The 12,467-nt window shown below is 73.0% G+C and carries 11 protein-coding genes; 7 read left to right on the forward strand and 4 right to left on the reverse strand.

Annotated features, from left to right (window positions below):
- Positions 1–8 precede the first annotated feature (8 nt).
- Both ACY34I_RS00645 and ACY34I_RS00650 read left to right on the forward strand, forming a co-directional pair.
- Positions 9–1,301, forward strand: coding sequence for a sensor histidine kinase (locus ACY34I_RS00645; RefSeq protein ID WP_462751388.1), 1,293 nt, complete (start codon positions 9–11; stop codon positions 1,299–1,301).
- A complete protein-coding gene (locus ACY34I_RS00650; RefSeq protein WP_462751390.1) occupies positions 1,289–1,963 on the forward strand; it encodes a response regulator transcription factor in 675 nt (224 codons plus the stop codon). The genes ACY34I_RS00645 and ACY34I_RS00650 overlap by 13 nt, the downstream gene beginning before the upstream one ends.
- Before the next feature lie 16 nt (positions 1,964–1,979).
- Here ACY34I_RS00650 and ACY34I_RS00655 read toward each other — a convergent pair whose 3' ends face one another.
- Both ACY34I_RS00655 and ACY34I_RS00660 read right to left on the reverse strand, forming a co-directional pair.
- On the reverse strand, positions 1,980–2,627 hold the full coding sequence (locus ACY34I_RS00655) for a response regulator (protein ID WP_462751392.1): 648 nt from the start codon (positions 2,625–2,627) through the stop codon (positions 1,980–1,982).
- Entirely contained in the window at positions 2,624–3,820 is a 1,197-nt protein-coding gene (locus ACY34I_RS00660; protein ID WP_462751394.1) for a sensor histidine kinase, read from the reverse strand. The genes ACY34I_RS00655 and ACY34I_RS00660 overlap by 4 nt, the downstream gene beginning before the upstream one ends.
- Before the next feature lie 134 nt (positions 3,821–3,954).
- Here ACY34I_RS00660 and ACY34I_RS00665 point away from each other — a divergent pair, with 134 nt between their 5' ends.
- Both ACY34I_RS00665 and ACY34I_RS00670 read left to right on the forward strand, forming a co-directional pair.
- The gene (locus tag ACY34I_RS00665) at positions 3,955–5,019 is read left to right on the forward strand and encodes an ABC transporter permease (protein ID WP_462751396.1); all 1,065 of its coding nucleotides are present in this window, start codon (positions 3,955–3,957) and stop codon (positions 5,017–5,019) included.
- Complete coding sequence (locus ACY34I_RS00670) at positions 5,016–5,729, forward strand: ABC transporter ATP-binding protein (RefSeq protein ID WP_462751398.1); 714 nt, start codon at positions 5,016–5,018, stop codon at positions 5,727–5,729. The genes ACY34I_RS00665 and ACY34I_RS00670 overlap by 4 nt, the downstream gene beginning before the upstream one ends.
- A gap of 52 nt (positions 5,730–5,781) precedes the next feature.
- Here ACY34I_RS00670 and ACY34I_RS00675 read toward each other — a convergent pair whose 3' ends face one another.
- Both ACY34I_RS00675 and ACY34I_RS00680 read right to left on the reverse strand, forming a co-directional pair.
- Positions 5,782–6,864, reverse strand: coding sequence for a prenyltransferase (locus ACY34I_RS00675; protein WP_462751400.1), 1,083 nt, complete (start codon positions 6,862–6,864; stop codon positions 5,782–5,784).
- 238 nt (positions 6,865–7,102) lie between these two features.
- Entirely contained in the window at positions 7,103–8,281 is a 1,179-nt protein-coding gene (locus ACY34I_RS00680; protein ID WP_462751402.1) for a peptidase M23, read from the reverse strand.
- A 269-nt stretch (positions 8,282–8,550) separates the two neighbouring features.
- Here ACY34I_RS00680 and ACY34I_RS00685 point away from each other — a divergent pair, with 269 nt between their 5' ends.
- From ACY34I_RS00685 to ACY34I_RS00695, 3 genes are all read left to right on the forward strand, one after another.
- Positions 8,551–11,133 carry an SDR family oxidoreductase gene (locus ACY34I_RS00685; RefSeq protein WP_462751404.1) on the forward strand — a complete coding sequence of 861 codons (2,583 nt, stop codon included), beginning with the start codon at positions 8,551–8,553 and terminating at the stop codon, positions 11,131–11,133.
- A 252-nt stretch (positions 11,134–11,385) separates the two neighbouring features.
- On the forward strand, positions 11,386–11,796 hold the full coding sequence (locus ACY34I_RS00690; RefSeq protein ID WP_148798481.1) for an RlpA-like double-psi beta-barrel domain-containing protein: 411 nt from the start codon (positions 11,386–11,388) through the stop codon (positions 11,794–11,796).
- A 13-nt stretch (positions 11,797–11,809) separates the two neighbouring features.
- Positions 11,810–12,406 (forward strand): cell wall protein, encoded by a 597-nt coding sequence (locus ACY34I_RS00695; RefSeq protein ID WP_462751406.1) that lies wholly within the window; start codon positions 11,810–11,812, stop codon positions 12,404–12,406.
- Positions 12,407–12,467 lie beyond the last annotated feature (61 nt).

The raw sequence follows: 12,467 nt of genomic DNA on the forward strand, positions 1-12,467 counted from the left end.
TCTCCGGCATGACCTTGGACAGACCATCGCACCTGGCGGACGCGCTTCGCCGGCGGGACTACCTGCTCTCCGCATGGCCCTGGCGCGCCCTGGCGTACGCCGTCACCACCGTGCCGATCGCCGGCGTGCTGGCCGTCGGGCTGCTCGTCGTCGGGGCGCCGCTGCTGGCGGTGGTCAACGCGGCCCGGCAGGGCCGCCCGGTCGGGCTGCCCATCGTCCTGTTCCTCACCGTCGCCGGTCTCGCCATGCTGGCGCTCGCCCCGATCGCGAGCATCCCGGTGACCGCGTTCGAGCGGTGGCGGCTCGGCGTCGTCGACCCGCGCCCCCTGCCCGGGCAGCGCATCCGGGGCCTGGCGGCCCGCTACACCAGCGCCGCGGCCTGGCGGGAGGTCGCGTACGCCTTCTTCCTGGGCGGGGTCGTGCCGATCGCGTACTGGCTGCTCACGCTGCTCGCCCTGCTGGACCTCACGCTGATCGCCAGCCCCTGGCTGGCCGACGACGCCGACCAGGTCGTCGTGGTCTGGAGCACCGTCGACACCGCCCGCCAGGCGATCCCGTACGCGATCGTGGGCCTCCTCCTCATTCCGGTGCTGTGGTATCTGGCCGGGCTGCTCGTCGCCGTCCAGGCGGCGCTGGCCCGACGGCTGCTCGGCGGGCCGCCCGACGACGGGGCGGCGCTGCGGGAGGTCACCCGCTCCCGGGCCCGCCTGGTCGACGCGTACGAGGCGGAACGCCGCCGCATCGAACGCGACGTGCACGACGGCGCGCAGCCCCGGCTGACCAGCCTCACCCTGCAACTCGGGCTGGCCCGGCTCGACGTGCCCGAGGACTCACCCGCCGCCCGGCCCCTCGCGGTCGCGCACGAACAGGCCAAGGACCTGATGGTCACGATCCGGCAGATCGTGCAGGGCATCCGCCCGCAGAACCTGACCGAGCTCGGCCTGGCCGGCGCCGTCCGGGAACTGGCCGGTGAGGCCACCATCCCCGTCGACGTACGTGCCGACCTCACCCGGCCGGTACCGGAACTGCTGGAGACCACCGCCTACTTCGTGGTGTCGGAATCGCTGGGCAACGTCGCCCGGCACGCCCACGCGACCCGGGCCGAGGTACGGCTGGCCCAGACCGACCGCCACCTCGTCGTGGAGGTCGAGGACGACGGCCGCGGCGGCGCCGATCCGACCCGCGGCACCGGCCTGACCGGGCTCGCCGACCGGGTCGCCGCGGTCAACGGGCGGTTGCTGCTCGCCAGCCCGACCGGCGGCCCTACCCTCGTGCGGGTGGAGCTGCCATGCCGCTGGTGACCCGTGTCGTGCTCGCCGAGGACGAGGTCCTCCTCCGCGAGGGCCTCGTCGGTCTGCTGACCAGGTTCCAGTTCGAGGTGGTCGCCGCCGTCGGTTCGGCACCGGACCTGCTGGACGCGGTCCGCACGCACCAGCCGGACCTGCTCGTGACCGACATCCGCATGCCGCCCCACCACCGCGACGACGGCCTGCGCGCGGCCGTCGCCCTCCGCGCGGAGCGGCCGCACCTGGCCGTCGTGGTGCTGAGCCAGTACGTGCAGACCGAGTACGCCTCCGCGCTGCTCGACAGCGGCGACGGCCGGCACGTCGGCTACCTGCTCAAGGACCGGGTGGCCGACGTCGCCGAGTTCGCCGGCACCCTGCGCAGGGTCGTCGACGGCGGCACGGCCATCGACCCGGACGTGGTCCGGCATCTGCTGCACCGCCCTCGCGACCCGCTCGCCGCCCTGTCCGCCCGTGAACGCGAGGTGCTCGCGCTGCTCGCCGAGGGCCACTCCAACGCGGCCATCGCAGCGCGGCTGCACGTCACCGAGGCGGCGATCGGCAAGCACGTGGGGAACATCCTGACCAAGCTCGACCTGCCGCCCAGCGACGACACCAACCGGCGGGTGCTGGCGGTCCTCACCTACCTGCGTACCGATCCGTCCCTGCGGGACCGGTGACCGATGGCCCGCATCGCTACCGGATGACGCCGCGGCGGCGGCCCTCGGCGACCGCGGCGGTGCGATTGTCGACATCAAGCTTGCTGAACACCTGGACGAGGTGGGACTTGACGGTGGCCTCGGTGATGAACATGGCCCGGGCGATGCCCTGGTTGCTGTGGCCCTCGGCGACCAGCTGCAGGATCTGGATCTCGCGTGGGGTCAGTGCCCGCCCGGGTGTGCGTACGCGGGTGACCAGGCGGGTGGCGATGGCGGGGGCGAGCACGGTCTCGCCCGCCGCGGCGGAGCGGATGGCGGCCAGCAGGTCGTCGGGTTCGGTGTCCTTGAGCAGGTATCCCGTGGCGCCCGCGGTGATGGCGGGCAGGATGTCGGCGTCGCTGTCGTAGGTGGTCAGCACCAGCACGCGTGGTGGCCGGGCGTGGGCCAGGATCCGCCGGGTGGCCTCCGCGCCGTTGATCCCCGCACCCAGGTGCAGGTCCATCAGGACCACGTCAGGAGTGGCGGCTTCGGCCTGTGCGATCGCGTCGGCTCCGGTGGCGGCCTCCCCGACGACGGTGATACCCGGATCGGCGTCCAGTGCCGCGCGCAGCCCGCGACGGACGATGGGGTGATCGTCGACGATGAGGACGCGGATCTGGTCGGCAGGACGGGGCGCGCGGGTCACGGCATTTCCCCTTCCGTCGGGATGGAGGCGCTGATCGCGGTGCCCTGTCCGGGAGCGGATTCGACGACGAGGGTGCCGCCGACGGCGGCGAGTCGGCGGCGCATGGTGGCCAGGCCCAGACCCGTGCCGGTCGTCGAGGTGAGCGGCTGGTCGGGGTCGAACCCGCGCCCGTTGTCGACGACGTCGAGGCTGACCGTCCCGGGCAGGTAGGTGAGGGTGAGGTCCACCCGATCGGCGGCGGCGTGCGCGCGCACGTTGGCGATGGCCTCCTGCCCGGCGCGGAGCAGGGCGACCTCCACCGGGGTGGGCAGTGCGTAGGGAAGGCCGTCGACGGTGACGCGGGCGTCGAGGCCGAGGCGGCGGCTGTCGTCGACCAGGTGACCGAGGGCCTCGGTGAGCGGCCGGCCGGCCAGCGGGGCGGGGGTGAGGGAGCGGAGGAGCCGCCGGGTGTCCTCCAGCGCGGACTGCGCGGCCTCGACGGCGGCGTCCAGGTGGTGGTGGGCGGCCATCGGGGCGTCCGGCCAGCGGCCGGCGGCCGACTTCACCAGCAGGATGATCGTGGACAGGCTCTGGGCGACGGTGTCGTGGATCTCGCCGGCGAGCCGTTCCCGCTCGGCGAGCGTGCCGGCGCGGCGCTGGGCGGCGGCGAGCTGGCCCTGCGCGGCGGTGAGGTCGGCCAGCAGCTGCGTGGTCAGCTCGTTCTGCTCCCGGAGGTCGCGGTAGACGGTCATGATCACGATGGCCACCCCGGCGCCGATGACCGGGCCGAGCACCGCGGGAACACTCAGCCTTCCCTCGTGGAGCGAGAACGCGGCGACGGCCACCGCCGCCAACCCCGCGACGACCACCGGCCCGACCACCCGCGGGAGCAGCTGCATGGCCAGCAGGAACAGGGCGAACGCCAGCCACACGAAGTCCACCGACAACGCGGCCAGCCCGATCCAGCCGGCGGTCAGCCCGGCGAACCACAGCCCGGCCACCGCTGGTCGCCGGGAATGCCGGGCCAGTACGACGCCCAGCAGGTACCAGAGGGCCACCACGGCCACCACGGTGATCAGCACACCGACGGGTGGACGGCCGGACCGTGCGGCGCGTACGGCGCCGACCAGCAGCAGTGCGACGAACAGGACGTGTTCGGCCCGACGGAGCAGGGTCAGCGTGACCGCCGCGACACGCGGCTGCTGGTGATCCATGACCCTGTCGACCGTAGTGGCCGCCGGGCGGCTCGGCCTCCAACTTTCGACGGGTTCAGCCGTGCCTCGTTCGTCTCCGCAGGTCCCAGCCCTCGTGCGAGGGCACCGCCGATGCTGGCGGGAAGGCTTGCGGCATGTTCATCGCAGTACGTGACCTTCGATTCGCCCGGGGCCGGTTCGCCCTCCTGGGCACCGTCATCGCGCTGATGACACTGATGGTGATCCTGCTGACCGGGCTGACCGCGGGACTGGGGGCGGCCAGTGTGTCGGCCGTGGCGGCGCTCCCCGTCGACGACATCTCGTTCCAGCGGCCGGCCGACGGTCAGCAGGTGTCCTTCGCCACCAGCAGCCTACCGGCGGAAGCGGTCGCCACCGTGGCGGCGCAGCCAGGGGTGACCGCCGCGTGGCCGCTCGGCGCGTCGACCACCCGCCTGCAAGCCGACGGCGGCGCCGCGACGGTGGCGCTGCTCGGCGGCGATCCCGCGCTGTACCCGGCACTGCGGGAAGGTCAGGCACCAGCCGGGGCCGAGGTGGCCCTCACCGCCGACCTGGCCGAGGCGCAGTCGGTGTCGGTCGGCGACACCGTCGCCGTCGGCGGTCAGCAGGTCACGGTGACGGCGATCGTGGCCACCACCTCGTTCAACCATCTGCCTGTCGTGTACACCCCGATCGACACCTGGCAGCGCCTGGCGCGGACGGAGGCCATCACCGCCGTGGCCGCCACCCGTGACGACGGGGTCAACGCCGCTGCCGACCCCGCCGGCCTCACGACGGTCAGCCGTGACGAGGCGTTCACCGCCGTCGGCGGCTACGCCTCCGAGCAGGGCTCGCTCAACCTGATGCGGGGCCTGCTGTTGGCGGTCTCCGCCCTGGTCGTCGGCGCCTTCTTCACCGTCTGGACCATGCAGCGCGGCACCGATCTGGCCGTGGTCCGGGCGCTCGGCGGCGGCCGCGGCTACCTGCTGCGCGACGCCCTCGCCCAGGCCGGGATCGTCCTGCTGGTGGGCGCCGCCGTCGGCGCCGGCGCCGCTGCCGGTCTGGGTGTGGTGGCCGCCCAGGTCGTGCCGTTCGTCCTGGACACCACCACGGTTGCCGTCCCGCTCGCGGCGATGCTCGCTGTCGGCGCGCTCGGCGCCGCCTTCTCCGTCCGCCGGGTCAGCACCGTCGACCCGCTCACCGCCCTGGGAGCAGCCCGATGACTCTGGCCCTCACCGACGTCCGCCTCACCTACCCCGACGGGGACCGCCGCCTGGTCGCTCTCGACGCGGTCAACCTGCGGGTCACCGGAGGTGAACTGGTGGCGGTGACCGGTCCGTCCGGGTCCGGCAAGTCCAGCCTGCTGGCCGTCGCCGGCGCCCTGACCCGGCCCGAATCCGGCACGGTACGCATCGCGGACACCGACGTCACCGCGCTTGATCAGAAGGGTCGTGACCGGCTCCGCCGGGAACGCATCGGATTCGTCTTCCAGCAGGCCAACCTGCTGGCCTCGCTCACCGCCCTCGACCAGCTCCTGCTCGTCGCACACCTGTCCGGCGCATCCCGGCGCTCGGCCGAGGCCCGCGCCCGCGGGCTGCTCGATCGGGTGGGCCTCGGCGGCAAGGCGGACAAGCGTCCCCACCAGCTTTCCGGCGGGGAACGCCAACGGGTCGGCATCGTCCGCGCGTTGATGGGAGACCCTGCCCTGCTCCTGGTCGACGAACCCACCTCCGCTCTTGATCATGAGCGTGGTGAGGCGGTGGTCACCCTGCTGCGCGACATCACCCACGAGCAGCCGTTGGCCACCGTCATGGTCACCCACGATCTGCAGTACCTGCACCTGGCGGACCGGACGGTGGCGATGCGGGACGGCCGGGTGTGCCCGCCGGCTGAGTTCAGCCCGCGCTCACCCGCCGCCGTCCCGGGCCACTGAGGCCACGTGATCGGTCCGGGTGATGCGGTCATGCGGCAGACGTGATGTCTGCTCACGCCGTGGCCGACGCGCGGCGGGCCAACCACAGGCGGTGGGCGAACAGGACCAGGTAGCCGGCGAGGACGGCGCCGAGCACGGCCAGTGCGCCGGTGTCGGCGGAGTGCCGCGCCGCGTCCAGGATCACGCCGAGCATCGCCGCCGCGACGATCAGGGACACGTGGTTGGAGGCCCAGAAGACCACCGGCGTCATCCGCGTGGCGTCGAGGTCGCGCATCGCGCCGCGACGCAACTGCCGGACGAGCCAGACCGAGAGTGGCGCGGTGGCGGCCATGGCGATCCAGACGAGCCAGGGTACCCAGCCGAGCAGCGCGAAGGCGGTGAGCATCGCGTACGCGATCGGCTGCGCGGCGACGATCAGGCGCACCGCCGGCTGGTAGCCGACGATGACCGGCAGGGTGCGCTTGCCGACCATCGCGTCCGACCGGCGGTCGCCCAGGTTCATCACCATCATCCGGGCGACCTGCAGCACCGCGGTGGGTGCCAGCACGGCGAGCAGCAGCATCGGTACGGTGCCGGTCTGGAGCACCACCGCGACGGCCGGCCAGAGTCCGTTGAGGATCGCGGCGACGGTCAACTCTCCCGCGCCCCGGTAGTTGAGCCGCACCGGCGGGGCGGTGTAGAACCAGGCCAGCACCACGGCGGCGGTGGCGAGCAGGCGCGCCTGCCCGGACGGCATGATCGCCACCATCAGGGTGGACACGCTGAAGAGTACGAACGCGGCGCCGAGCGACACCACGGGTGCGACCAGCCCGTCCACCAGTGCCCGGCTGCCGCCGGTCCACGGGGTGAAGTAGACGTTCGCGCGGTCGGCCTCGAGGTCGAAGTACTCGTTGCAGTAGTGGGTCATCACGTGGACGGTCCACGCGAACAGTTGGGCGACCGCGTACCAGGTGATGTCGAGCGGGTGACCCTGGTGCACCGCGACCGCCACCGCGAGGCCCACCGGCAGGAGGTTGTAGAGCAGGAAGCGGAGCCGGGCGAGTCGGAGGAAACCCTTCCAGTGAACGCGGTCCGGCCCGTTGGTGGGGCCGGTGACCGCAGGCCGGGTTTCCGGCCGCAGACTTGGTTCCAGCATCGCACCCATCGACATGCGCCTCCCCGTGGTCAGTCCGCTACGGAATCTATGTGCCGGCGGCGGCAAGCGACAGGTTGTGTCGGGAAGGTAACTGCCTGCGAGGCCTGCGACCCGACGGTGCGGGCGATGAGCTACGCACCGTCGGGTCGAGTCGTGCCAGCGCCGGTCCGGCTTTCGCCGCCACGGCGGGCCGGGGCCACGGTCGCCCTGGCGACGACCGTGGCCCACGGCCCGGCGGTCAGCAGTACCCGTTGACGGTGCCGCTCACGCCGGTCCAGAGGTAGGCGTCGGAGACCCAGGTGCCGTCGGTGAGCTTGTTCCACAGCGAGGTGGTGCCCCACCGGCCGCTGTGCGTGGTGCCGTTCGCCGAGCAGGCGATGTTCACGGTCGCCCCGTCGCCGACGGACCCGACGACCGCGTACCCGGTGCCCGGCCCGGAGCGCTTGTTGACCGAGCCGCCTCCGTTGGCGTCCACCACGCCCTGGGTGAAGCCGAGCGCGCCGTAGTTGTAGAGCGCCCCGCCCACGTTCACCTGGGCTGAGCCGTGCAGCGCGTACCCCTGGTAGGTCGCTCCGCCGTTCATGATGACCCACTTGCCGAAGTTGTGTCCGGCGATCGGCACGTACGCGCTGTTCTGCCGCAGACCGAAGTGCACGTGCCGGCCGCTGGCGGCGCCGCCGCACGTCACGTCGGTGCCGGTGTAGCCGAGGTAGGCGCCCTCGCCCACACCCGCGCCATTGACGTTGATGTTGCTCCACAGGTGGTAGTAGTCGGTGGAGTAGCCCCGGTCGTGGATGACCCGGATCCAGCCCTGGCACATCGTGTACGCGGTGCCGCCGCGCGCCGCGACGACGACCTGGTCGCCGCCGGACAGGTCGATGGAGCTCCACGGGCTCTCGCTGCCGCCCCAGCCGTGCGGTCCGCCGGTCAGGTACCAGGACTGGCCGATTCCGTACGGCAGTCGCATGCCGGTGCGGTAGTCGCCGCCGGCGTACATCGGCGTCACCGCGGTGAACACCTGCTTCTCGCGGTCGGAGACCACCGCCGCGGGCGCCGCCGCGGCCAGCTCGGCGAAGGCCGGTTCGCCGTCGAAGGCGATCTGCCAGCCGCGGTCCTGCGCCCGGGCCACGAACAGCCATCCGGCCGGGTACGCGCCCTCCTGGTGCGGCGCGACCACGACGGCGGTGCCGAAGGCCCAGCGCTGGCCGGCCCGCCGGGTGATGTTCACCCGGGTGTCCGACGCGTCGGCGGCGCGCAGCGCCGGCTCCGCCTTCGTGGCCTGCTGGAGCAGCTTCGCGGTGACGGCGGTGGTCACGTCGGCCGATGGCGCCGCCTGGGCGACGCCGGGACTGGTGAGCATGCTCGCGCCGAGCAGTGCCGCGGCGGCGACACCGAGCGCGATCCGGAGACGGGGCATAGGTCCTCCTTCACCAACGGGTGGGAGGGAGGCTAGCGATTCTATCGATATCTGTCTACGTTCATGTCCTGTCGGCCGCGTCCGGCCAGGCACTCACCCGTTGGTGCCGACGTCCGGCCGGCTCGGCGGAGACGCCGGGCCGTTCGGGGCGATCGAGAGCGAGCCGTTCGGCCAGGACGGCTGGCGGCTGTCCGACAAGAGCGCGACTCGCCCCGTACCCGCACCTAACTTCGCCGGTATTCACAACCTTCTGCGGTGGGGGCTTCACTGTGAACAGAACACATGTCGTCACCGGCGGCACCGGCTTCGTCGGACTGGCGCTCGTCCTGGAACTGCTGCAGCGTACCGACGACGACGTGGTGTGCCTGGTGCGGCCCGGTGCGCAGGACCCCGACGCGCGGCTGCGCGGCCTGTTGGCCGCGGCGGCGCGCGCCTACGACCGACGCGTCGACCTCGACGGGCGGGTGCGAGCCGTCGCCGGCGACGTCAGCCGGCCGGACTGCGGGCTGCTGGAGCCGATCCACGGCCCGATCGCGGGCTTCTGGCACAGCGCCGCCTCACTGCGCTACGAGGAGTCCGCCGCGGCGGACATCTTCGCCACCAACGTCGACGGCACCCGGCATGCGCTCGACCTCGCCGACCGGCTCGGCGCCGCGTCGTTCAACTACGTCAGCACCGCCTATGTCGCGGGCACCCGGGACGGGGTGATCAGCGAGCGCCTGATCGCGCCCGACAGCAACAACAACGCCTACGAGCGCAGCAAGGCCACCGCCGAGGCGCTGGTCCACGGCCACGCCGGGACGGCGACCGGCATCCTGCGGCCCAGCATCGTGGTCGGCCACCGCGCCACCCGCGCGGTCGTCGGCAGCTACACCGGGATGTACGGCTTCCAGCGCCGGCTCGCCGCCTTCGCGCAGAGCCTGTCGGTACGGGCGCCGGAGCGGCTGCACCGGCCGGTGCGGATGCTGGTCGATCCGGGTACGCCGCTGAACTTCATCCCCGTCGACGTGCTGGTCGAGCAGCTGGTCGGCATCGCCGCCTCGGGCAGCCCGGAACGGATCTTCCATCTCACCAACTCGACTCCGCCGGCCGCCGGCGACGTGCTCAGGCGGATCTTCGCGCTGGCCGGGCTGCCGGAACCGGAGTACGTCAGCGACCCGTCCGAGCTGGACGACACCGATCGGGCGTTCGCCAAGGGCATCGAGTTCTACCGCTCGTACCTGGTCGGCGAGAAGCTCTTCGACCGGGTCAACAGCGACCAGGCGCTGGGTCGGACCGACGCGGGGCGGATGCCGTTCCCCGACGCCGAGATCACCGCCTACGCCCGCTGGTACCTCGACAACGTCCAGCGCCGCCGAGGGCCGGGGCGGCACCGGGCGACGCCCGCCCACTCGGCCCCACCCGCGCCGGCCGCCGCGCCGCGGCCGGCCGATCCGACCCGGATCGTCCTGCTCGGCGCCGGTTACACGTCGGTGTGGGCGTACAAGTCGCTACGGCGGCGGCTGGGCCGGCAGTTGCGCCGGGGCGACGTGGAGCTCGTCTTCGTGGACCCGCTCGGCTACCACTCGTACCACGGCTTCACCGCCGAGGTGCTCGGCGGCCTCATCGCCGAGGGGCACGAGCGGAGCCCGCTGCGGACCACCTGCCCGCGGGCGCGGCTGCTCCGGGGCACCGCGGAACACGTCGACCTGGGCCGCCGCGAGGTCGCCGTGGCGCTGGCCGGCGCCGCCGGGGAGACGCTGACGCTGCGCTACGACCACCTGGTCGTCGGCTGCGGCAGCCACGACGACCTGGCCCGGGTGGCGGGGCTGGCCGAGCACGGCTGGTCGCTGAAGAACCCGGGCGGTTCCGCGGCCGTGCGGGAGCGGCTGCTGACGCAGGTGGAGCTGGCCGACGCGAGCCCCGACGAGCAGACCCGACGGGAACTGCTCAGCGTGGTCGTCGTCGGGGGCGGCTTCACCGGCGTGGAGATGTCGGCCACGGTCGCCGAGGTCTTCCGCAGCCTGCGCCCTCGCTACCGGGTGCTGCGCGAGGTCGAGCCGCAGGTGCACCTCGTGCACGGCGGTCCCGACCTGCTGCCGCAGCTGCGTCCCCGGTTCGCCCGGCTGGCCGGGTACGCGCACCGCCAGCTCGTGCGCGCCGGCGTGCGGCTGCACCTGGACACCCGCGTGGTGCGGGTCGCCGCGGACGGCGCCCACCTCGACGACGGGTCGGTGCTGGCCAGCCGCCTGGTCGTGTCGACGTTGGGCCAGGCGGTGGCCCCGGTGCCGGGCACGGAGTCGCTGGAGTCCCGCCACGGCCGCCTGGTCACCGACGACTACCTGCGGGTCCGTGGCGGCGACGGGCGGGTGTGGTCCGGTGGCGACCACGCCCACCTGGTGCATCCGGTCAAGGGCGAGCCCTGCCCGGCCAATGCGCTGTGGGCGATCAAGCACGGCGGGTGGATCGGCGGGAACATCGCGGCGACGCTGCGCGGCCGGACACCCCGCCGGTTCACCTACCGGGGCCTCGGGCAGGCGGCGAGCCTGGGCGTCGGCCGGGGCGCCGTCGAGCTGTACGGGGTGCAGGTCACCGGCTGGCTGGGCTGGCTGATGCGGGCCGGGTTCTTCCTCTGGTTCATGCCCTCGCGGCGGCAGGCGGTACGCAGCCTCGTGGACCTGCTCGGCGCGCCCGTGCTGGGCCGGCGCCTCACCGCGTTGGCGGCGTCCGGCCGCCCGATCCGGCCGGGCAGCCCGGAACCGCTCGCGGTGCCGAGCCAGCCGCCCCGTCCGCCCCAGCAGCGCGATCGGCAACTACTCCGCCAGCGGGACCCGGGCCCGCACGAGCAGGTCCCCCAGCCGGAGCCCCGGTAGCGGGGCTGCCGGGCAACGATGCGGCATGACCTGACGGGAGGCGCCGTCGCGGTTCCGCGGTGAGCGCGACAACACGAGAACGAACCGGCCGGAGGCCCGGGGTTCGGTGACCCCGGGCCTCCGGCCGCGTCACGTCTGCCGCACGTAGGAAATCTTCCCTCAAGCCGTTGACTTCGGTGATTTTTAACACAACAATCGCCATCAATATCGACGGCTGTCGTTGTCGATCGGCACCTCGAGAGGGAGGTATCCATGGCAGCTGTGACAGGCGAGATGTCGTGGTTCTGCTGCGGTAGCGCGTGGGGCCCGTGCGGCACCACGGGCGGCGGCGCCTGCGGCACCTGCAAGTCCGGCAACTACCAGCACGCGTGGCCCAACGCCTCGGACGCATGCTGGTCCATCACCCGCCCGGACACGTGCGGGATGTCACTGTCCCGCCGCACCTGCGGCTTCCGGCACTACACCACCAACCTCTGCAGCGGCCTCCGGGTCGGCACCACCATCGCCGACTGCGGTCCGCAGACCGACCTCTGGTGCGGCGAGCGCAGCTGCTGCGGCTCGGCCTGCGGCACCAACCGCATCATCGACCTGACGCCCGCGGCGTACAGCGCGATCGCCAGTCTCTCCACCGGGCTGCGGCCCGTGTCGGTCGACATCGTCTGAGGGGGAGGGCATCATGAACCAGTCCCTGAACCGCCGCCGGCTGCTCGCCACCGCCGCGCTCGGTGGCCTCGTCGGCGCCACCGGCCTCGGCTCGCTCGCCCCCGAGGCGGCCTTCGCCGCCGAGGCCGTGACCGTCGAACCCGGCGCCCCGGACCCGAACTTCGCCGAGGGCCGGATCAGCAAGATCTCCGGCAACATGCTGCTGGTCACCGGCTCGGACACCGTCCTGCACTCGATCCGGATCACCAACGGCACGAGCATCTGGAAGCTGCACCCGACCACGTTCGACCAGGTGGCCGTCGGCGACGGGCTCTACGCCCGCGGCGTCCGGCTGCCCGACGGCACGCTCGCCGCGGACTCCGTGTGGGTCAACATCGTCAACCTGCACGCACACATCGCGTCGGTCGGCCGCAACATGCTGCACCTCGACCACAAGGGCCAGCGGATCGTGGCGCACGTGGTGCCCGGCCGCTCCGCCGCGGTCTACAACGGCACCCCGGCGGTCAGCGACATGTCCCTGCTGCGGGTCGGCCGGCACGTCCAGGTGCTCGGTGCCTGGCACCCGGACACCAACGAGATCAGCATCGCCACCGTCTACGCCGCCGCCTGACCGGCACTACCCCCGGGCGGTGCGCCGCCGCGTACCGCCCGGGTGCCGCCCGCCGGACAAC

Source organism: Micromonospora sp. RTBAU3-60 (assembly GCF_054963695.1).

Coding starts and splice junctions, on each gene's coding strand:
- ACY34I_RS00645 (WP_462751388.1), top strand. CDS start 9: ATGACCTTGGACAGACCATCGCACCTGGCGGACGCGCTTCGCCGGCGG.
- ACY34I_RS00650 (WP_462751390.1), top strand. CDS start 1,289: ATGCCGCTGGTGACCCGTGTCGTGCTCGCCGAGGACGAGGTCCTCCTC.
- ACY34I_RS00660 (WP_462751394.1), bottom strand. CDS start 3,820: ATGGATCACCAGCAGCCGCGTGTCGCGGCGGTCACGCTGACCCTGCTC.
- ACY34I_RS00665 (WP_462751396.1), top strand. CDS start 3,955: ATGTTCATCGCAGTACGTGACCTTCGATTCGCCCGGGGCCGGTTCGCC.
- ACY34I_RS00670 (WP_462751398.1), top strand. CDS start 5,016: ATGACTCTGGCCCTCACCGACGTCCGCCTCACCTACCCCGACGGGGAC.
- ACY34I_RS00675 (WP_462751400.1), bottom strand. CDS start 6,864: ATGCTGGAACCAAGTCTGCGGCCGGAAACCCGGCCTGCGGTCACCGGC.
- ACY34I_RS00680 (WP_462751402.1), bottom strand. CDS start 8,281: ATGCCCCGTCTCCGGATCGCGCTCGGTGTCGCCGCCGCGGCACTGCTC.
- ACY34I_RS00690 (WP_148798481.1), top strand. CDS start 11,386: ATGGCAGCTGTGACAGGCGAGATGTCGTGGTTCTGCTGCGGTAGCGCG.
- ACY34I_RS00695 (WP_462751406.1), top strand. CDS start 11,810: ATGAACCAGTCCCTGAACCGCCGCCGGCTGCTCGCCACCGCCGCGCTC.